Origin of the sequence: Aquabacterium soli (assembly GCF_003933735.1) — a bacterium.
GTDB classification, from domain to species: domain Bacteria; phylum Pseudomonadota; class Gammaproteobacteria; order Burkholderiales; family Burkholderiaceae_C; genus Aquabacterium; species Aquabacterium soli.
Genome location: NZ_RSED01000010.1, coordinates 1 through 19,312, shown reverse-complemented (window position 1 = coordinate 19,312; position 19,312 = coordinate 1). Strand labels below are relative to the sequence as shown.

General features: G+C 64.6%; 18 protein-coding genes and 1 pseudogene. 8 read left to right on the top strand and 11 right to left on the bottom strand.

The features are described 5' to 3' along the window. Window positions 1–296: 296 nt before the first annotated feature. The 3 genes from EIP75_RS13685 to EIP75_RS13670 form a co-directional block, all read right to left on the bottom strand. A complete protein-coding gene (locus EIP75_RS13685; protein WP_125243847.1) occupies window positions 297–1,922 on the bottom strand; it encodes a peptide chain release factor 3 in 1,626 nt (541 codons plus the stop codon). 159 nt (window positions 1,923–2,081) lie between these two features. Beyond that, entirely contained in the window at window positions 2,082–2,867 is a 786-nt protein-coding gene (locus EIP75_RS13680) for a cyclase family protein (protein WP_199758591.1), read from the bottom strand. 13 nt (window positions 2,868–2,880) lie between these two features. Further along, a complete protein-coding gene (locus tag EIP75_RS13670; protein WP_125243846.1) occupies window positions 2,881–3,774 on the bottom strand; it encodes a fumarylacetoacetate hydrolase family protein in 894 nt (297 codons plus the stop codon). A gap of 82 nt (window positions 3,775–3,856) precedes the next feature. Here EIP75_RS13670 and EIP75_RS13665 point away from each other — a divergent pair, with 82 nt between their 5' ends. The 3 genes from EIP75_RS13665 (at window position 3,857) to EIP75_RS13655 (ending at window position 6,925) form a co-directional block, all read left to right on the top strand. Continuing rightward, complete coding sequence (locus EIP75_RS13665; protein ID WP_158622848.1) at window positions 3,857–4,528, top strand: TetR/AcrR family transcriptional regulator; 672 nt, start codon at window positions 3,857–3,859, stop codon at window positions 4,526–4,528. Between the two features lie 160 nt (window positions 4,529–4,688). Further along, entirely contained in the window at window positions 4,689–5,108 is a 420-nt protein-coding gene (locus EIP75_RS13660) for a response regulator (RefSeq protein ID WP_158622847.1), read from the top strand. A 158-nt stretch (window positions 5,109–5,266) separates the two neighbouring features. Beyond that, window positions 5,267–6,925 (top strand): sensor histidine kinase, encoded by a 1,659-nt coding sequence (locus tag EIP75_RS13655; RefSeq protein ID WP_158622846.1) that lies wholly within the window; start codon window positions 5,267–5,269, stop codon window positions 6,923–6,925. Here the strand turns inward: EIP75_RS13655 and EIP75_RS13650 are convergent. Further along, a complete protein-coding gene (locus EIP75_RS13650; RefSeq protein WP_233584856.1) occupies window positions 6,919–7,587 on the bottom strand; it encodes a response regulator transcription factor in 669 nt (222 codons plus the stop codon). The two genes, EIP75_RS13655 and EIP75_RS13650, sit on opposite strands and share 7 nt — an antisense overlap. Before the next feature lie 149 nt (window positions 7,588–7,736). Between EIP75_RS13650 and EIP75_RS13645 the strand changes: the two genes are divergently transcribed. The 5 genes from EIP75_RS13645 to EIP75_RS13625 all read left to right on the top strand — a co-directional run bounded on the left by EIP75_RS13645 (window position 7,737) and on the right by EIP75_RS13625 (window position 14,148). Beyond that, entirely contained in the window at window positions 7,737–9,341 is a 1,605-nt protein-coding gene (locus tag EIP75_RS13645; RefSeq protein ID WP_125243841.1) for a methyl-accepting chemotaxis protein, read from the top strand. Beyond that, entirely contained in the window at window positions 9,338–10,168 is an 831-nt protein-coding gene (locus tag EIP75_RS13640) for an alpha/beta fold hydrolase (RefSeq protein ID WP_125243840.1), read from the top strand. The genes EIP75_RS13645 and EIP75_RS13640 overlap by 4 nt, the downstream gene beginning before the upstream one ends. Further along, window positions 10,158–12,242 (top strand): putative bifunctional diguanylate cyclase/phosphodiesterase, encoded by a 2,085-nt coding sequence (locus EIP75_RS13635; protein WP_125243839.1) that lies wholly within the window; start codon window positions 10,158–10,160, stop codon window positions 12,240–12,242. Before EIP75_RS13640 ends, EIP75_RS13635 begins: the two co-directional genes overlap by 11 nt. After that, window positions 12,235–13,293 carry an AraC family transcriptional regulator gene (locus tag EIP75_RS13630; RefSeq protein ID WP_125243838.1) on the top strand — a complete coding sequence of 353 codons (1,059 nt, stop codon included), beginning with the start codon at window positions 12,235–12,237 and terminating at the stop codon, window positions 13,291–13,293. Before EIP75_RS13635 ends, EIP75_RS13630 begins: the two co-directional genes overlap by 8 nt. A gap of 87 nt (window positions 13,294–13,380) precedes the next feature. Further along, window positions 13,381–14,148: a YoaK family protein gene (locus EIP75_RS13625; protein WP_125243837.1), complete on the top strand. Its 768-nt coding sequence runs from the start codon at window positions 13,381–13,383 to the stop codon at window positions 14,146–14,148. Between the two features lie 71 nt (window positions 14,149–14,219). Here EIP75_RS13625 and EIP75_RS13620 read toward each other — a convergent pair whose 3' ends face one another. From EIP75_RS13620 to EIP75_RS24575, 7 genes and pseudogenes are all read right to left on the bottom strand, one after another. Continuing rightward, window positions 14,220–14,639, bottom strand: coding sequence for a response regulator (locus EIP75_RS13620; protein WP_158622845.1), 420 nt, complete (start codon window positions 14,637–14,639; stop codon window positions 14,220–14,222). Between the two features lie 122 nt (window positions 14,640–14,761). Beyond that, a complete protein-coding gene (locus EIP75_RS13615) occupies window positions 14,762–15,838 on the bottom strand; it encodes a protein-glutamate methylesterase/protein-glutamine glutaminase (RefSeq protein ID WP_125243835.1) in 1,077 nt (358 codons plus the stop codon). A 23-nt stretch (window positions 15,839–15,861) separates the two neighbouring features. Beyond that, on the bottom strand, window positions 15,862–16,662 hold the full coding sequence (locus EIP75_RS13610; RefSeq protein ID WP_125243834.1) for a CheR family methyltransferase: 801 nt from the start codon (window positions 16,660–16,662) through the stop codon (window positions 15,862–15,864). Window positions 16,663–16,684: 22 nt separating this feature from the next. Beyond that, window positions 16,685–17,953, bottom strand: coding sequence for an EAL domain-containing response regulator (locus tag EIP75_RS13605; protein ID WP_125243833.1), 1,269 nt, complete (start codon window positions 17,951–17,953; stop codon window positions 16,685–16,687). A 16-nt stretch (window positions 17,954–17,969) separates the two neighbouring features. Beyond that, the gene (locus tag EIP75_RS13600; protein WP_125243832.1) at window positions 17,970–18,404 is read right to left on the bottom strand and encodes a methyl-accepting chemotaxis protein; all 435 of its coding nucleotides are present in this window, start codon (window positions 18,402–18,404) and stop codon (window positions 17,970–17,972) included. 40 nt (window positions 18,405–18,444) lie between these two features. Next, on the bottom strand, window positions 18,445–19,005 hold the full coding sequence (locus EIP75_RS13595; protein ID WP_125243831.1) for a chemotaxis protein CheW: 561 nt from the start codon (window positions 19,003–19,005) through the stop codon (window positions 18,445–18,447). 16 nt (window positions 19,006–19,021) lie between these two features. Continuing rightward, window positions 19,022–19,312, bottom strand: a pseudogene (locus EIP75_RS24575) (methyl-accepting chemotaxis protein); the annotation flags it as partial.

Genomic DNA, 19,312 nt, shown 5'->3' with positions numbered 1-19,312 from the left:
TCCACCGAAAGCAGAACCAACTTGGATCGATAGAAACTCCTGATGGCCTCCTGGCAATGCGCCAAGCAGCGAGGCCAGGCTTTCGTCATTGAGATTCGGTGTCTGACGAATGTGGTTGGCTACCGTGCCTTGGGAGAGAGCGTTGACGGTTAGCGATTGCGCCAGAGTAGCGCCTCGCCGGTTCAGTCAAAACCGGACGATGCTGAAAGGCCTGTGTTGCTGTTGTGTTGCTGCCTTGTTGCTGGCCCGTGACCGGCGCGCAGGCGCGGCCACGGTTGCCAACTAAGTCGCGCCGATCACTGGCTCGACAGGCTCAACCCCGCATGCTCGCGCAGCGGGTGGAAGTGCACCTGCGGATGCCGCTCCGACGTCAGGCGCAGGTCATACGCCGAGGTCATCATGTAGGCCAGCGTGTCTGCCGCATCCAGCGCCAGCTTGGACGCGTTCTCGTCGGTGAACTTCTTGAGCGCCTCGGGCGTGTCGGCCGTGATCCAGCGTGCGCCGGTGAAGCGGCAGGGCATCAGGCGGATGTCCACGCTGTACTCGGCCTTCAGGCGGTGCTGCACCACCTCGAACTGCAGCTGGCCCACGGCGCCCAGCAGCATCGAGCCGCCAGCCTCGGGCCTGAAGACCTGGATCGCGCCTTCTTCGCCCAGCTGCATCAACCCGGCCTGCAGCTGCTTGCTCTTCATCGGGTTGGCCAGCTCCACCGTCTGGAACAGCTCCGGCGCGAAGAAGGGCAGGCCGGTGTACTGCAGGGTGATGCCATCGGTGATGGTGTCGCCCAGCTGCACGCCGCCGTGCGTGGTGAAGCCGATGATGTCGCCTGCAAAGGCTTCATCGACCGCCTCGCGCCGCTGCGACAGGAAGGTGACCACGCTGGTGGGCCGCAGCTCCTTGCCCGAGCGCTGCACCTTGAGCTTCATGCCCGGCACGTACTGGCCCGAGCACACGCGCACGAAGGCGATGCGGTCGCGGTGCGACGGGTCCATGTTGGCCTGCACCTTGAACACCACGCCGGAGAAGTTCTCCATGCCCGGGTCGATCTCGCGCTTGGAGCCGTCCTTCTCGGTGCTCAGGCGCGGATGGGGCGCGGGGGCCAGGTCGACCAGCGCGTCCAGGATCTCCTGCACGCCGAAGTTGTTCACGGCCGAGCCGAAGAACACCGGCGTCTGCTTGGCGGCCAGGAACAGGTCCAGGTCGAACGCAGGCGCGGCACCTTGCATCAGCTCCATGTTCTGCTCGGCCAGCTCCCAGTCGTGGCCGAAGCGGGCGAGCAGCTTGTCGCGCTCGCTCAAAGGCACGACTTCATCGTCCTCGCCGCGCTTGTCGGCCCCGGCGCTGAACAGCCGCATGCTCTGCGTGCGCAGGTTCACGATGCCGCCGAACGCCTTGCCCTGGCCCACCGGCCAGGTCATCGGCACGCAGGGCATGCCCAGCTCGCGCTCGACCTCGTCCAGCAGCTCGACCGGGTCGCGGCCTTCGCGGTCCATCTTGTTGACGAAGGTGATGATGGGTGTGTCGCGCTGGCGGCAGACCTCGATCAGGCGCTTGGTCTGCGCTTCCACGCCGTTGGCCGCGTCGATCACCATCAGGGCAGAATCCACGGCCGTGAGCACGCGGTACGTGTCTTCAGAGAAATCCTTGTGGCCGGGCGTGTCGAGCAGGTTCACCACATGCGCGCGGTAGAGCATCTGCATCACGCTCGATGCCACCGAGATGCCGCGCTGCTTTTCGATCTCCATCCAGTCGGACGTGGCATGGCGGCTGGCCTTGCGGCCCTTGACGGCACCGGCGATGTGGATCGCGCCGGAGAACAGCAGCAGCTTTTCCGTCAGCGTGGTCTTGCCGGCGTCAGGGTGGGAGATGATGGCAAACGTGCGGCGCCGCTTTACCTCGTCTTGGATTGCGCTTGGGGCCATGGCAATGAGATCTCTGATATGTACGCAGTTGTGCGCGCACGCCGGCGAAACCCTGGGCCCCGCCGGGCGGACAACCTCGTATTGTCGTCGATTGCCTGGGCGATGCAATCTTCCGTGGAGATCAACCTGCTCAGGCCCTGTGTCAGCGTCCAGGCATGGTCAATCGTAGAGGAAGGCCACCACACGCGCCGGCGCCGCCGAGGCGTTGCGCAATCGCAGGGGGAACACGGCCACGTCGAAGCCATGCGCCGGCAACTGATCCAGGCCGCACAGCTGTTCCATCTGCCAGTAAGGGCGCCGGCGGCCCACCAGATGGCCCTGCCAGAACGATGAGCCGTCTCTGTTTAGACGGGCCTTGGCGATCTGCGTGTGGAAGGGAAGGTCCCAGCCCCACTGGTCGATGCCCATCACCTGCACGCCGCGCTCGATCAGCCACTCGGTGGCCGCACCGCTCATGCCGGTTCCCATCTTCCAGTACTGCCGGGTGCCCTGGTAACGGTCACGCCCGGTCCTGATCAGGGCGATGCTGCCGGGCTGGAGCTGGGCGCCGCTGACCGCGAGAGATCGCTCCATGTCTTCCACGTGGATCTCTTCGCCCTGCACCTTGTGGGTCATGTCGAACACCACGCCCGGGCCGAAGCACAGCGCCAGGGGCATCTCGTGAATGGCCGGCAGGCGCCGCCCTCTGGCATCGGTCGGCCCGTAGTGCCAGGGCGCGTCCACGTGTGTCGTCGAATGAACGCCCATGCGCGTGATGGTGTCGTCCGCCCACCCTGCGAAATCCGAAGGAAACAGCTTGAAGGGCAGACCCAGCAGGCGGATCAGCCAGCGCGCCCTCGCATGGGCATGGTGCCTGATGCGCACGCGCATGAAGAAGGGATCTTCACGGTTGTCGAAGATCTCTTTGGACAGGTCCAGGATCCGGCTGGGTGCGATGTGCGACATGCTCACGCGTCCATCAGGCGATGCGGTGCTGGATTTCACCGATCCGGTCGATCCGCAATTGCAGCAGATCGCCCGGCTTGAGCCAGTGCCCGTTCTCCATGCCGCAGCCGCCGGGCAGCGTGCCTGTGCCGAACAGTTCTCCGGGGTGGAGCAGTTCATCCACGCAGGCGTGGGCCAGCGCTTCGCCGATCGAATGGTGCATGCCTGCGGTGGAGGTGGCGCAGACCTCGCGGCCGTTGATGCACACACTGGCCTTGAGCGCGTTCACATCGTCCAGCAACTCGTCGGCCGTGACCACGACATCGGACATCGAACTGAGGAAGTGCTTGGATTTCTGAGGCCCGAAACCGCTGGCCATCTCGGCCCGTTGCACGTCCCTGGCGCTGAAGTCGTTCAACACCACGAAGGCGGCGATGGCCTCGAGCGCTTCGTCAGGTGTGGAGTTGAACAGCGGCTTGCCCAACACCACGCCCAGCTCGAGCTCGTAGTCCAGGGCCCTGCTGTACGAAGGGCTGGACACGGTGGTGCCGCTGGGCACGAACGAGAGGTGATTGCCGAAATAGTAGATCGGCTGGCGGTACCACAGAGGGCTGGGCTTGAAGGCTGGGAAGGGCCGGCGGGTCACGGCTTCGACCAGGCTGGTGAATCGGTGTGCTGCGGGCATGAAACGTCGCGCGTAGCCGCGCGATGCATCGATGCAGTGCCGCTCGTAGAGCATGAAGTCGCGGAAAGAGCGTGGATGGAATGGCAGCACGGCGTGTCCCGTGCCTGCATCCAGGGCCGGTAAATCGTTCCACGCGGCGCCGAAGGGCTCAGGCGGATGGCTCAGGTCTTCCCAGCGCTGGTTCTCGAGGATCTGCATCACGGGCAGCGTCGAGCCTGCGGAATATGCGCGTCGCAACTTCATGGTCAGCTCCGGTTTGGAACATTTGTTCCGGCTTAGAATATCACAGCCGGAACAAATGTTCCGATCCTTCCGAGGGGGCCTCATGTCACACGCAGAGTCGATCGAAAAGCCGCTGGCACCGCCCAGCGTCCGCGAGCGTTTGCTCGATGCGGCCGAAGCCTTGTTCGCGGAGCATGGCTTTCATGGCGCCCCCATGCGGGACATCACCGCCATGGCGTCCACCCGGCTGGCCAACATCAACGAGCAATTCGGCAGCAAGGAAGCCTTCTTCCAGGAGGTGATCGCGCGGCGGGCGCCGCTCATCAACGCCGACCGGCTGGCCCTGCTGAACGCTGTGAAGGCGTCGAGGAGCAGGTCGGCACAGATCCGCGCCGTGGTGGAGGCCTTTGCCCGCCCCTTGCTGGTGCGAAGCCAGGAGAGCGAAGGGTGGCGCAATTACCTGCGGCTCCTGGCGCAACTCACCAACAGCCGCTCGGTGGTGCTGCTGCTGATCGCGGAGCACTTCAGCCCGATGGCCAAGGTGTTCAGCGACAGGATCGGCACGATCCTGCCCCAGCTCACACCGCGGCAGCAGATGAACGCCTATCAGTTGATGGTGTCGGCGGCCATGGCTGTCTTCTCCGACAACCGGCGCATCGATGTGATGTCCGCAGGCGCCGAATCGTCGACCGATTTCGCCTCGCATTACGAGGACATGGTGGCCTTCACGACCGGTGGCATCCTGCAGTTGGCCGATGCCCGTCCGAGCCGTTGACAGCAAGGAAGCATCGCCTGGGCCTGCCACACAGGCAAGGGTTTTCACCTCGACGCTTGGCCGTGGAGGTGCCCCTTCATGTCCGCCTGGGCACCTCGCGGCGAAGGGCATTCTTTTACGCTCGTGTCATGAAGCATCACTGATCCGACAAGGAGCGGCCATGGCGACAGTCCTCGTGGTGGATGACCACCAACCCAGTCTGGAACTGCTGGCACTGGTCGTGAAAGATGCGGGGCACGATGTCCTCGAGGCCTCCGACGGGTCCATGGCCTTGGCACTGGCAACGCGTTGGCGGCCGTCCGTCATCCTGCTGGACATGAACCTGGGCGTTGGCGGCCCCGATGGCTGGGCGGTGGCCCGGCAACTGAAGAGCGATCCCGTCACCGCCATGATCAGGATCGTGGCGGTGAGTGCACTGGTCATGCCGGGAGATGAGCAAGGGATGCTGGACGCGGGCTGCGATGCCTATGTGAGCAAACCGATTCACTGCGACTATCTGCTGTGGATTCTTGAGGCGGCGGTGGCCGCATCATGCGCTCCGCGACGTTTGTCGCCTGAGCCGCTGTTCCATCACGGCTGAAGATGGTCTGGTGGCTGGCGGGTCATGTATCAGCGAGCGCCCCGGTTCGGTGTGCTCCGTGTCTGGAACAGTGTGGCGGCTGCCGAAGCTCCTCCCACCCATGGGATCAGTTAATCTGGCGGTTGCGGCGAAGCCCTCCCACTGATCAGACGTCTTCAATGAGCGATTTCCTGTCTTCTGACGATGAAGCCCGGCGACTCGCCGCCCTGAGGGATCTGGTGGTGCTCGACAGCCCGCCCGAACCCTTGTTCGACACCATCACGCGGATGGCCTCCGAGATCTGTGGCACGCCCATCGCCCTGATCAGCCTCATCGATGAAGAGCGCCAGTGGTTCAAGGCGAATGTGGGCCTGGAAGCAGTCAGCGAAACGCCACGCGACGTGGCCTTCTGCGCCCACGCCATCCACGAGGATTCCGTGATGGAAGTCCCGGATGCCCTGCAGGACCCTCGCTTTGCAGACAACCCCCTGGTCACCGGCGCACCGCACATCCGGTTCTACGCGGGCGCGCCACTCGTGCTGCCCTCGGGCGACAAGGCCGGAACGCTCTGCGTGATCGATCGGTCAAGCAGGCAGCTCGATGATTTCCAGACCCGCAGCCTGAGCAGGCTGGCGGAGATGGTGAGCCAGGCCCTGGCCATGCGCCGCGACCTGATCCACCGCTCCTTGACGATCAGGAAGGCATCCGAGGACGCCTTGCGAGAAAGCAAGGCCTTGCTGGACCGCACCGGGCGGATGGCCCGCGTGGGCGGCTGGATCGCGGACATCGGCTCGCGGCTGATCCACTGTTCGCATCAGACCGCCAGCCTGCTCGACCTGCAGCCAGACACGCCCCTCAGCGCGGACCAGGCATCGCGCATGCTCACGAAAGATGCGCAGGAAAAGATCCGCCATGTGCTGGGCGTGCTCGTCCACGACGGCGGGGCCATGGACATCGAGGTCTGCATGACCACCGCGTCGGGCCGCTTTCTCTGGGCTCGGCTGGTGGCCGAGGCGGAGTTTGAAGAGGGGCGCGCGGTGCGCCTGGTCGGGGCATTGCAGGACATCACGGAGCGCCGGCAACACAAGGCCGAACTGCAGCGCGAACACGCGCTGCGCCTGCAGGTGGAGCAGCACGCCAGTGAACTGGACGAGCTGCTGCGCGAGCGAGAGGAAATGCTCGACGTGCTTGCCCACGAGGTTCGCCAACCCTTGAACAATGCCTCCGCCGCCTTGCAAAGCGCCAGCTCGGTGCTGTTGAACATGGCGGACAAGGCCGCCTTGAACCGGCTGGGCCGGGCCCAGGGCGTGATGAGCCAGGTGCTGACCAACATCGACAACACCCTGGCTGCCGCGGCGCTGCTGGCCAACAAGGAGGCCATCGAACTGGTCGACACGGATGTGGACACGCTGGTGGCGGTCGCCATGGCCGATGTGCCGTCCGACGCCAGACAGCGCATCACCGTGGAACGCATCGCGACCACGCGGACCATCCTGGCGGACATGAGCCTCATGCGCCTGGCCTTGCGCAACCTGCTGTTCAATGCGCTGAAGTACAGCCCGCCAGACAGCCCGGTCGTGGTTCGTCTGCTGGATTGGGACGAGCCGCTGGCCACGGTGATCGAGGTGGAGGACAAGGGGCCAGGCTTCGATGCCGAACTGAGCCCCAGGCTGTTCCAGCGGGGGGCCCGGGGTGCGCGGACCGCCGTGGGCGCGGGCCATGGGCTGGGCCTGTACATCGTGCGTCGCGTCATGGAACTGCACGGCGCTCGCGTGGTGCTGGCGCGAAACAGTCCTCAGGGCAGTGTTCTCCAGCTGATCCTGGAGCCCGCTCACTGAGCTTTCAGCTGCGCCCGGAAAATGTAGCCCACGCCTGATTTCGACTGCAGCGGCACCAGCATGGGCGTCGCTTTTTCGATGCGTCGGCGCAAACGGTAGATCGTGGCGTTCAGGCCGTCCGATTCCCCATCGCCCTGCTTGCCCAGCTTGCGCAAAATCGCGTCCCGCGGGACGACTTCTCCCGCCGCTTCCAGGAAGCACTCCATGAGCGCCGTGTCGGTGCCGCTCAACTCGATCTGCACGCCGTCAGGGGCGATCAGCCGTTGTGTCCGCCGGTCCAGCTTCCAGACGATGTTCGGTCCCCCGGCCGCACCCAGCCGACGCTGGACGGCGATGATGGCCAGTTCCACCTGGTCGAACTGGACGGGTTTGGCCAGGTACATGTCGGCGCCTGCGGTCATCACCTGCTTGAAGACGTCGGGCGCCAGTTTTCCGGACACGACCACCACGCCAGACTCGGTGCGGCGACGCAGCACCTTGATCAGGTCCACCCCGTCGATGCCGGGCAAGGACAGGTCGACCACATAGAAGCCGTACTCGTAGGCATCTGGGTCCGCCAACAGATCGGTGCTGTCTCCGAAGACGTGGACGGCAACACCGCGCTCTCTCAGATATTGAGACAGGAACTCGGTGTATTCGGCATCGTCATCGACCAGGGCCAAAGATTTGGGAAGCATGGCGCAGTGTAGGCCCGCGTTACAAAGAAGTTGGTTACAGACCCATAAAATTGCCCTGGAAAGCACAAATAATCACAAACGTCATAAATGATCTTATGAGATGATTTCTGTCACCAAGCAGTTCTGGAGTCGACATGAAACACCTCTCGGTCAAGGTGCAACTGGCCATCGCGTTCGGCGTTCTGACGCTTCTCGTGCTGGTGGTCAGCATCTTTGGTGCCTACAGCCTGGGAGATGCGAACGATGGCTTCACGACTTATGTCAACGGTGAATCCAGGCGCACCAACCTGGCATCAGACATCCGCACGGCGGCCACGCTCAGGGCGGTGGCGGTCAGAGACATGGTTCTCGTGGACACCGCCCCAGAGCATGCAGCCCAGAAAAAGCAAGCCGTCGACTCGCACCAGCAGCTGCAGAGCAGCCTGCGCAGCCTGAAGGAGGCCGTGACCAGCGACCCGGATGTCACTCCGCGCGACCGATCCCTGGTGGAGGCCATCGACCACGTCGAAGCACGTTATGCGCCGGTGGCCCTCGACATCGTCCGCCTGTCGGATGAGGGCCAGCGCGCAGAAGCCATCCAGAAGATCAATGTGGACTGCAGGCCCTTGCTCAACCAGTTGATCGCGGCCGCCAAGGATTACGCGGACTACTCCCGGCAGCAGGCCCGGCTCAAGAGCGAGGCCGCCGCGGCGGCCTTGTCGACCCAACGCCGCGTGATGCTGGCCCTCAGCGCGCTGGCCACGGCCACGGCCTTTGTGCTGGGGTGGCTGATCATCCGTCGCCTGGTGGCTGCGCTCGGTGCGGAGCCGGCCGATCTCTCGCAGCTGGCCCGGCAAGTGGCTCAGGGCGATATCTCGGAGGTGCGTGGTGCCTCCACGGCGCCTGCAGGCAGCGTGCTGTCGTCGATGGGCTCGATGCAGAGGCAGCTGCTCGCCCTGATCAGCCAGGTTCGCCATACCGCCGAGAGCATCGCCTCGGCCAGCTCGGAGATTGCCCAAGGCAACAACGATCTCTCAAGCCGCACGGAGCAGCAGGCCAGTGCCCTGGAAGAAACCGCGGCCTCGATGGAGCAGCTGGGCTCCACCGTCAAGGAAAACGCAGCCCACGCGAAGCAGGCCAGCGAGCTGGCGAGTGATGCCAGCGCCGTCGCCGTGCAGGGTGGCGCCGCCGCCGAGCAGGTGGTCTCCACGATGCGCGGCATCAACGACAGCAGCCGCAAGATCTCGGACATCATCGCCGTGATCGACGGCATCGCCTTCCAGACCAACATCCTGGCGCTCAACGCCGCGGTCGAGGCCGCCCGGGCGGGTGAGCAGGGACGAGGCTTCGCGGTGGTGGCCGGCGAGGTGCGGACGCTGGCCAGCCGTTCATCCCAGGCCGCGCGCGAAATCAAGGCGCTGATCCAGGACAGTGTCGCCCGCGTGACGCAGGGCAGCCTCCTGGTTGACCAGGCGGGCGCCACCATGCAGCAGGTCGTCACCGTCGTCAAGCGTGTGTCGGACATCGTGGCAGAGATCAGCAACGCCAGCACCGAGCAGAGCGTTGGCGTGGCCCAGGTGTGCGAAGCCGTCACCCAGATGGATGCCGCCACGCAGCAGAACGCGGCCCTGGTAGAGGAGAGTGCCGCGGCCGCCGAGAGCCTGAAGATCCAGGCGCAGCAACTGGTGCGCGCCGTCGCCGTCTTCAAGCTGGACGGTGGCCATGCCGCCCCCCTGGCATTGAGCAGGGGGTTCCCATGAGCGCCCTGTCACGGCACAACGTGCGACAGGCGGGGCACGGCCGGCCACTCTTGTTCTCACATGGCTATGGCTGCAGCCAGGACGTCTGGCGGTTCGTGGCCCCCGCCTTCGAAGCGACCCACCGCGTGGTCCTGATGGATGTGGCGGGATGCAGCCCGGCCTCTCATGAGGCTTACGACATGGCGCGTCACGCCACCTTGCACGGCCACGCGCAGGACATCATCTCGGTCTGCGAGGCTGCCCAGCTGAAAGGCACGGTGCTGGTGGCGCATTCCGTCAGCACGATGAGTGCCGTGCTGGCCGCCAGGAAAAGGCCGGACCTGTTCTCTGCCCTGGTGCTTCTGGCCCCATCGCCCTCCTACCTGAACGACGGGGTCTACCGGGGCGGCTTCGAGCGGCACGACATCGACGATCTGCTCCATGTGCTGGAAGCCAACCACTTCAAGTGGGCGCGGATGATGGCGCCCGTGGTGATGGGTGAAGAGAACAGCCAGGCCCTGACGGACGAGCTGGCCGACAGTTTCTGCAACATGGACGAGGCGGTCGCCAAGCACTTCGCCCAGGTCACCTTCCTGTCTGACCACAGGCTGGATCTGGAGGGCCTGTCCATTCCGGCCTTGATGATGCAGTGCACCCGCGACGCCTTGGCCCCGCCGTTCATCGGGCACTACATGCAATCGTGCTGGCCACAGCTGCAGGTGACCCAGCTGCAGGCCACAGGCCACTGCCCCCACATGAGCGCGCCGCAGGAAACGATCGAGGTGTTGCGGACTTTCCTGGCCCATCGCCTGTCGAGCGAGTCGATTGAGGCTTCTCATGGCTGCTGATGCACCGTTCGGCCTGGTCATGCTGTCTGATGCCGGTGTCATCCAGCAGGCGAGTCCCTCGTTCTCGGCATGGGTGCAGATGAGCGATGCCAGCCTGGTCGGTACCCACTTCGAAGACCTGCTGTCTCCCGCCAGCCAGATCGTGCATGCCACGCACGTGATGCCCTTGCTGGAGATCACGGGGGTTGCCAAAGAGGTCCTGCTCGAGGTCGTTCGCGCCGATGGGCAGCGCTTCTCGATCATGGTGTTTGCGGTTCGCAAACCTGTGGGAGGCGGCCCCGGCCATGTGACCACACTGTCCGTGTTCGATGCCACCGAGATCCGACGACACGAACGAGAGCTCCGGCATGCCAAGCAACAGGCTGAATCGGCAGCGCAGGCCCTGAGAGCGGCCAACAGCCAGCTGTCGAGTCAGTCCGAGGCCTTGCGCATCACATTGCGCTCGATCGCCGATGGTGTGATCACCATCGACAGGGAGGGCTTGATCACCTCGATCAACCCGGCTGCGCAGTGTCTCTTCGGCATCGATGAAAGCCAAGCCATCGACAGGTCGCTCGAATGCCTGGGTGCCTTGCGCACGCCAGGCAGCAGACGCCTGCTGAAAACGCCTGATCCATTGAGCAAGGCCGGGCAATTCGAAGCCCTGTTCCTGACCCAGCTGGGTACCGAGCGCCATCTCTCTGCCAGCGTGGCGCACCTGCAGGGCGAGGCCGGTTGCGTGGTGGGCGCGGTGATCGTCATCCGCGATGTCACAGATGAGCGGGCCATGCTGCACAAGCTGGCTCACGAGGCCAGCCATGACCACCTGACCGGCTCGAACAACCGCCGTGAGTTCGAGCGTCGCCTGAGCACCTTGGTGGGCAAAGCCAACTCAAGCTGCCACCATGTGTTTTATGTCGACGTTGACCAGTTCAAGGTGGTGAACGACATCGGCGGCCATGCAGCGGGCGATCAACTGCTCGTGCGCATCGCCGGCATCCTGAAGGCTGGCGTGCGTCAAGGCGACACCGTGGCCAGATTGGGTGGAGACGAGTTCGGCCTGATCCTTCCTCATTGTTCACAAGACAGCGCCTTGCGCATGGCGCAGCATCTGCGCACGCAGATCGCGACACTCAGCTTGCCGTGGAAGGGCAGGAACTTCAGCGTCACCGTGAGCATCGGCATGTACTCCTTCGGCATGCACGCCACGTCCGAGGCTTCCGTGATGGCGGGGGCCGACATGGCGTGCAATCTGGCCAAGGAGCAGGGCCGCAACCGCATCCAGGCCTTCACCGATGGCGATGTGCGCATGCAGGCCAGACGTGGCGAGATGACCTGGGCCGCAGAAATACGGCGCGCCCTGGACGAAGGACGCCTGAGGCTTCATTTTCAACCCATCGCTGCGCTCAAGCCGAGGCCAGGCAGCTTCCAGCACGGTGAGATGCTGCTGCGCATCGTCGATAACGAGGGCAAGCTCCTGCCCCCGGCGTCCTTCATCTCGGCGGCAGAGCGCTACAACCAGATCCAGTCCGTCGACCGCTGGGTGATCGAGACAGCCTTCAGGTGGCTCAGCGAGCACCCGGACCATGAGGCATCGATCAACCTGTCGGGTCAGTCCATCGGTGATGCCCAGCTTCTGCCCTTTGTGCTTCGGCAGTTCCAGGTCAGCGGCCTGTCGCCGCACAGGGTGTGTTTCGAGATCACCGAAACAGCCGCCATTGGTGATCTGCCTTCGGCGTTGACGTTCATGAACGCGCTGCGCGCCGTGGGCGTGAAGTTCGCGCTCGATGACTTCGGCATCGGCATGTCGTCGTTCAGCTACCTCAAGACACTGCCGGTGGATTTCGTCAAGATCGATGGCAGCTTCACGAAGACCTTGCTGACCGACCCGGTGAACAAGGGGATCGTGGAGGCCATCGTTCAGATCGCCAAACTGTGCGGTCTTCAAACGATCGCGGAATGGGTCGAAACCGAAGAGATCAAGGAAGTGCTGGTGGCCATCGGCGTCGACCATGCACAAGGGTGGTTGATCGGCAAACCGATGCCTCTGCTTCTTGAGGCCCACGCGTCCCAAGGCCTTCTGAGCGATGTTTGACATTCCACTTCCCGATCAGTCTGCCGCGGCCGAGTTCCGCGTCAACCCGCTCATCGTGCGCTGGACGCTGGCGGAATTCCAATCGCGCGGAGGAGACCTCGCCGCCCTGTGTGGGGCCCTGGATTTCACGTTCGCCGATCTGGAGCATCCGGGCTTCCACCTCTCCTACGATCAAGCCAGCAAGGCCATCAGGCAGGTCATCCACGCCCTGCAGGATCCCACCTTGGGCTTGCGCATCGGCATGCAGCACCATGTGGTGTCCTTCGGGCTCGTGGGCTTCGGGGCCATGGCGGCCTCGACCCTCCATGATGCAGGCGCACTCGGGATACGGTTCCAGAAGGAAGCGGGGTCTCTGCTGGTGCTGCGCGCCGAAACCCAGGCCGACCACGTCGTCGTGCTCGCCAGTCCCCGGTTCTCCGATGTGGCGATCGAGGCCGCGCTGGTCGATGGCACCTATGCGGCGCTCGTTTGCGCTGCGCGCCAGATCCTGGATCCAGGCTTCAGGCCCCGCGCAGTGGAACTGGTGGCACGGCAACCGCCGGAAACAGGCCTCTACCAGGAGGTGTTTCAGTGCCCCGTGCGCTTTGGCTGTGCACGCAACCGGCTGCTGATCGAAAACCAGTGGGTTCACAGCAAGCTGGCCGGTGGTGATCCCATGTCACTGGGGCGCATCACGTCTCTCCTGGAGTCCGGCGCCAGACACCGACCCAAGGCACCGACGCTGGAGGCCACCATCGAAAGCAGGTTGCGCGACAACATTGCCAACCCACCGTCCCTGGCAGAGCTGGCGGATTCGCTGGGCATGAGCGAGCGCAGCCTGCGGCGCAAGTTGGGCGAGGCCGGCCGTTCCTATGGAGGCTTGCTGGACCAGTTGCGCAAGACACGTGCGCTGGAAATGCTGGCCCATACCCGTTACACCACGCGCGAGATCGCCGAAGAGCTGGGTTTCAACGATCCACGCAGCCTCAGGCGCGCCTTCAAGCGCTGGACGGGCAAGACGCTGGCCAGCGCGATGGCGGGCGTGTTGACCGGGCGGCCTTCCAGCCATTGATGCCGAGGTGGTCGGCACACGCGATAAGATCCAGGCGGTTGCAGTCCCCTGGCTTTCCGATCTGGCCTTGTCCAGCTGATCATCCCTATGCCGCTCAATTTCGCCCGACGGCTCACCGGCAGCAGACGTGACAGCGCGGCCGACTTTCAGCTGGGCGTGCTGCTGGCATTCATCGCTGGCGCCGCGAACGCCGGAGGCTTTGTCGCCATTGGTCAGTACACATCGCACATGACAGGGATCGTGTCGGCGATCGCGGACCACCTGGTGCTCGGAGGGCAGGCAGTGGTCCTGGGCGGGGTGGCCGCGTTGCTGTCGTTCCTGGCTGGCGCCATGATGACCGCCATCCTCGTCAACTGGGCACGACAGCGGGGTTTCAGCAGTCTGTACGCAGGGCCGTTGCTGCTGGAGGCCGCGCTGCTGCTCGTGTTCGGTGTCGTGGGGGCACGCCTGCAGCACATATCGGGCCTGGTCGTGCCCGCCACCGTGATGCTGCTGTGCTTCATCATGGGCTTGCAGAACGCGGTGATCTCGAAAGTGTCGCGGGCCACGATCCGCACGACCCATGTCACAGGCATCGTGACCGACCTGGGCATTGAACTTGGCAAGGCCGTGTACTGGAACGGGCGAGCGCAGCCTGCAGAGTCGCGGGTGATGGCTGACAACGGCCGCCTCAAGGTGCTCGGCGGCTTGCTGGGCAGCTTCTTCGCGGGCGCGGTACTGGGCGCGGTGGCCTTCGGCTCCATGGGGTATGTCGCCACGGTCCCGCTGGCCGCGGCGCTGATGCTGGTGGCCGGCGTGCCGGCCTTTGATGATGTCTGGTCCCGCTTCAGGAACCCGACGAACGGAACACCCTGACGGGGCGGACGCTGAGGCTTCCTGGGTCAGAAGGGTGCTTGTGTTGATTCCAGGAGGGCAGACGCAGGGTCTCAGGCGTGGCCGATGGCACGAGGCGTCTCAGAGCGCCGGAGCAGCGCTGCCAGGACCAACGCTTGGCCCAGCACACGTTGCACGTGCACGCAATCGAACGGTTTGCTCACATAGGCATCGCAACCGGCATCGAACATGCGTTGCTGTTCCTCGGGCATCACCAGTGCACTCACCGCCACGATCACGATCATGCTGGTGGACGGGTCACGCTTGAGCTGACGCGCCACCTCCAGCCCTCCAGGCCTGCCAAAGCCCAGGTCGATGTCCAGCAGGATGACGTCAGGCTTCCATGTCCTGGCGATGGCCAGCGCGGTGAGCCCGTCGGAAGCCTCCAGGACCGCGTGCCCCGCGTCCCTCACGAGCAGCCGGAGCAACTCCAGGCAGGAGGGGTAGTCGTCCACGACGAGAACGGTGGCCATGTCGAATGTCTTTAGCGCGTCGGTGATCTGCTGCATCACTTAGCGTAGAAGAGCTCGCCCCCCGGTGCGCTACCCGGGCGGCCAGAAAACAGCCTTTCCATGGCCAAGTGCCGGTGCGTGCCTCAACTCAACTGCGCGAGGATCTCCCGGGGCACCTCGCTCAGCGGCACGGTCCGCTCCACCGCACCGCGCCGGATGGCCTCCTTGGGCATGCCGAACACCACGCACGAGCGTTCGTCCTGGGCCACGGTGCGCGCGCCGGCCTGGCGCATCTCCAGCAGCCCCGCGGCGCCGTCGTCGCCCATGCCGGTCATGATGATGCCGAGGGCGTTGGCCCCGGCGCTTTTCGCCAGCGATCGGAACAACACGTCCACGGAGGGCCGGTGCCGGTTCACCAGAGGCCCGTCGAGCACTTCGACGAAGTATTGCGCGCCACTGCGCTTGAGCAGCATGTGCTTGCCGCCCGGCGCGATCAGGGCCTGACCGGGCACCACCCGGTCATTGTGGGAGGCCTCGCGAACCGAGATCTGGCACAGCCCATCGAGGCGGGCCGCGAAAGCCGCGGTGAACTTCTCAGGCATGTGCTGAACGATGACCATGCCCGGGCACACGCGGGGCAGGGCCGTCAGCACCTCTTCCAGGGCCTGCGTGCCGCCGGTCGAGGTGCCGATGGCAACCACCCGCTCGGTGGTGCGGCTCATCGCCACCGTGCCGCCCTTTGACAGCATCGCGTCGGCCGTGAGCTTGGGGGCCACCGGCACGGGCTCCGTGGCCGGCCTGTGCGCCAGTTGCCTGACCCGTGCCCCAGCCGCGGCGCGCACGGTGTTCACCAGTTCGCCCTTTGATTCCAGCAGGAAGTCCTTCAGGCCCAGCTTGGGCTTGGTGACGATGGCCACCGCCCCGGCCGCCAGGGCATCCAGCGTTGTGCGCGCCCCTTTCTCGGTCAGGGTGGAGCAGATCACCACGGGCGTGGGCCGCTCGTGCATCAGCTTGCGCAGGAAGGTGATGCCGTCCATGCGCGGCATCTCCACGTCCAGCACGATCACATCGGGCCATTGCTGCTTGAGCTTCTCCATCGCGATGAGCGGATCGGCCGCGGCCGCCACCACCTCGATGCCCGGTGACTCTTCCAGCAGTTGCGAGATCACCTGCCGCACCACGGCGGAATCGTCCACCACCATCACTTTGATCCGGTTCATAGGGTTCCGTGCTGGCAAGCCGTTCAAGCCGGCTTGCAGTAGACAGAAGGGGCGACCTGCTTCACCGTGCTCGAGACCTGGTGCAGGCTCTCCGAATGCCCGATGAAGAAGTACCCACCTGGTTTGAGCGCGGACAGCACGCGTTCGACCACCTTGCACTTCGTCTCGTGGTTGAAGTAGATGAGCACGTTGCGCAGGAAGATCACATCGAATCGGCCCATGTTGGGCAGGGGCTCATTGAGGTTCACCTGGGAGAAGCGCACCTGTTGCCGCAATGCGCGCGAGACCAGCAAGGTGCCCTCCTGCTCGTCCACGCCTTTGAGGCAGAAGCGCTTGAGGTATGGCGCCGGGATGTGCTGTGTCCGCTCCAGCGGGTAATGCCCGGTGCGGGCCCTGGCCAGCACCCGGGTGCTGATGTCGGAACCGAGCACTTCCCATGGCCTTGATTCGCGGCCATCGGCCAGGGTCATCGCCAGGCTGTAGGGTTCTTCGCCCGTGGAGCACGCCGCACTCCACACGCGAAAGGGTTGCGTGCCATCGGCGCGCTGAATGACCTGTCGCAGGATGTCGAAGTGCTTGGCCTCGCGGAAGAAGTAGGTCTCGTTGGTCGTCAGAAGGTCCACGGCCGTCTGGAGTTCCTGCGGATCCTGGCCGCTGGACAGCAGCTTGAAGTAGGCATCGAAACTGGCCAGGTGACGCGCGTGGACGCGCTTTGACAGGCGTCCGCTCACCAGTTGCTTCTTGGTGGTGGACAGGGTGATGCCAGCCGAGTCGTAGATGAAACGCTGAAAGCAGCTGAATTCGCGGTCGCTGATGCTGATCATGAATGGGGGTACTCGCAGTGGTTCAGGACAGTGCAGCCTGTTTCAGGCTGCTGTTCGCGCCCGTCTGCCAGGCCTGCAGCCAGCCGGGCACTTCGGCGCCGGGCATGGGCTTGGCGATGAGGTAGCCCTGCCCGATCGCGCAGCCCATGGCGCGCAGGGTCTCCCAATCCTCCATGGATTCGATGCCTTCTCCCACGGTGCTCAGTTCCAGCTGCCGCGCCATGTCGATGGCCGACTTGAGGATGACGCGCAGATTCGGGCGCTCATGCGCGCCACACACGAAAGAACGATCGATCTTGAGCTCGGTGAACGGGCACTGCGCCAGTTGCTGCATGGACGAAAATCCGGTGCCGTAGTCGTCGATCGACAGACCGAAGCCCTTCAAACGCAAGCGTGCCAGCGTGGCCAGGGCCGTGGCCATGTTGGGCGCCAGTGATCCTTCGGTGATTTCGAGGATGATCTGGCCGGATTGAAGGCCGTGCTGTTGAACCAGTGATCCGATCTCATCGACCAGGCCGTGGTCGCCCAGCAGCAGGGGCGACAGGTTGATCGCCATCTTCGGGTCCGCATGCATGGCGCTGGAGCGCCGCCAGTAAGCCGATTCCTCGAAGCAGCTTGCAATCAAGGCCAGGGTCAGTTCGCGAATGAGGCCTTCGCGCTCGGCCAGGGGGATGAAGACGCCGGGAGGCACCATGCCCAGATCAGGGTGCGGCCAGCGAGCAAGTGCTTCGAAGCCGTGCACGGTGCCCGTCTGCAGGCTCACCTTGGGCTGGTAGTGCATCACCACGAGCCTGTCCTGCAGGGCTCGCCGCAAATCCTGCGCATCGAGCCCCGAGGCGCCGGAGGCACAGGATGGCTGCGCCGCTGTGCGTCGGCGCGGGTTCAAGATGCGGTCTCGGTGGTCCAGCAGCCTCTTGACGGGCTCAAGCCGCAAGGGCTTCTTGATGCTGCCTAGAATGGGCATGCCGATGGATTTGGCCATGGCCTCCACGGTGTGGATCAACAGCAGATCCCGGCCTGAGGCCACGATGATCGGCACCATGAGGCCCAGCTCGCGCATGCGCTGGATGACCTGCACGCCATCCGTGCCCGGCATCTCCAGATCGATGATGGCGACCTCGGGCAGTTCGTCGTGTGCCATCGATGCGAGCAGGGTCAGGGCCTGCTCGCCGCCGCCCACATCCATCACCTGGTCAATGCCGATTTGTCGCAGCAGATCGATGGCATGGTTGCGCTGAACCGCGCTGTCGTCGATGATCAAGGCCGATCTGAGCTTGTGCTTGGTGTCCATTCGAGTGCTTTCTTGATCACGCGTGGTGACCGTCGGGGTCGATGGACGTTGGGGTGCCCTTGTCGACCAGCCTGGTGCCCTGCAGCAAATCGGTGGCCCTGTGGATGCAGGCCATCATGTCGTCGAGCAGCACGCCGGCACGGTCGGCGAGTTCTCCACTGAAGCAGGCCAGGTTGCCAATCTCCAGTGCGGCCACTTCGCTGCGCTCAGCCAGGCGACGCACTTCGAGCATGACCGCGGCTTGCGATCCCTTCCGAGGGGTGCTTGACGCTTCGATGGCTGCAATGAAGGCTGCCGCGCCATCCCGCGACGCGATCTGGTCGATGAGCTTGATCTTCTGGGCGATCCCGTTGATGGTGGCCACGGTGGTCTGGATGGCCTCGCCGGCCTCTTCAAGGCACATCTCTGCCTCGATGGCGAGCTGTGACGATGGGCTGTTGGTTAGGCTCAAGTCTGTTCTCCTTCGTTTATGAGGTATCCGAAATGACTTTTCAGTGAGGCACTGCGAGCGCCTGCTGTTCTTGTGACGCCTGTGTCAGCGTTTCGAGCTCTTCGGTCGACAAGGCCCGGTCGAGGTCGAGCAGGATGACGAAGCGACCCTTGACCTTGCCCATGCCCTGGATGAAGTCGGCCCGGATGCGTGCCCCGAAGGCGGGCGGCGGTTCGAGATCGGCCGCCGCGATGTCCAGCACCTCGTTGACAGCATCGACGACCACCCCGGCCACCTGCCGTTGCTCGCCTGTGTTGATCTCGACGATGACGATGCAGGTGCGTTTGCCCACCTCGGTGGAGGGCTTGCCGAAGCGTGCCTGCAGGTCCATCACCGGCACCACCGCGCCGCGCAGGTTGATCACGCCGCGCACGGACGGCGGCATCATCGGGACCGTGGTCGGGACGCCGTACTCGATGATTTCCTTGATGCCCAGGATGCCGATGGCGAACATCTCGCCACCGAGCTGGAAGGTCAGGTACTGGCCAGGCTCGGCCGTGGCGGAGTGGCCGTGGGGTGGTACCGCCACGGACCGGTTCTGGGTGGGCATGACGCTGTTCATGGTGTCTCCTGGTTGATCAGTAGCTGGCGAAGTGCGCTTCGTCCAGTTCGCCGGCATGGGCCAGGGCCGTGTCCAGCATGGCGGGCTTGCGGGCCACCGGCTTGGCCTTGCGGGCGGAAGACACCTTGCGGGCTTCGCCTGCCGGGCGGGCCTGGCCCTGGTTGGCCAGTTTGAAGAAGCTCATGGTCTGCTGCAGTTGCTCGGCCTGGCTGCTCATCTCCTCGGCGGTGGCGGCCAGCTCTTCGGAGCTCGAGGCGTTCTGCTGTGTGGTCTGGCTGAGCTGGGTCACCGCGGCGTTGATCTGGCT

Coding starts and splice junctions, on each gene's coding strand:
- EIP75_RS13655 (WP_158622846.1), top strand. CDS start 5,267: ATGAGCGATTTCCTGTCTTCTGACGATGAAGCCCGGCGACTCGCCGCC.
- EIP75_RS13620 (WP_158622845.1), bottom strand. CDS start 14,639: ATGGCCACCGTTCTCGTCGTGGACGACTACCCCTCCTGCCTGGAGTTG.
- EIP75_RS13635 (WP_125243839.1), top strand. CDS start 10,158: ATGGCTGCTGATGCACCGTTCGGCCTGGTCATGCTGTCTGATGCCGGT.
- EIP75_RS13605 (WP_125243833.1), bottom strand. CDS start 17,953: ATGGACACCAAGCACAAGCTCAGATCGGCCTTGATCATCGACGACAGC.
- EIP75_RS13595 (WP_125243831.1), bottom strand. CDS start 19,005: ATGAACAGCGTCATGCCCACCCAGAACCGGTCCGTGGCGGTACCACCC.
- EIP75_RS13685 (WP_125243847.1), bottom strand. CDS start 1,922: ATGGCCCCAAGCGCAATCCAAGACGAGGTAAAGCGGCGCCGCACGTTT.
- EIP75_RS13610 (WP_125243834.1), bottom strand. CDS start 16,662: ATGATCAGCATCAGCGACCGCGAATTCAGCTGCTTTCAGCGTTTCATC.
- EIP75_RS13645 (WP_125243841.1), top strand. CDS start 7,737: ATGAAACACCTCTCGGTCAAGGTGCAACTGGCCATCGCGTTCGGCGTT.
- EIP75_RS13630 (WP_125243838.1), top strand. CDS start 12,235: ATGTTTGACATTCCACTTCCCGATCAGTCTGCCGCGGCCGAGTTCCGC.
- EIP75_RS13660 (WP_158622847.1), top strand. CDS start 4,689: ATGGCGACAGTCCTCGTGGTGGATGACCACCAACCCAGTCTGGAACTG.
- EIP75_RS13670 (WP_125243846.1), bottom strand. CDS start 3,774: ATGAAGTTGCGACGCGCATATTCCGCAGGCTCGACGCTGCCCGTGATG.
- EIP75_RS13615 (WP_125243835.1), bottom strand. CDS start 15,838: ATGAACCGGATCAAAGTGATGGTGGTGGACGATTCCGCCGTGGTGCGG.
- EIP75_RS13640 (WP_125243840.1), top strand. CDS start 9,338: ATGAGCGCCCTGTCACGGCACAACGTGCGACAGGCGGGGCACGGCCGG.
- EIP75_RS13625 (WP_125243837.1), top strand. CDS start 13,381: ATGCCGCTCAATTTCGCCCGACGGCTCACCGGCAGCAGACGTGACAGC.
- EIP75_RS13680 (WP_199758591.1), bottom strand. CDS start 2,867: ATGTCGCACATCGCACCCAGCCGGATCCTGGACCTGTCCAAAGAGATC.
- EIP75_RS13665 (WP_158622848.1), top strand. CDS start 3,857: ATGTCACACGCAGAGTCGATCGAAAAGCCGCTGGCACCGCCCAGCGTC.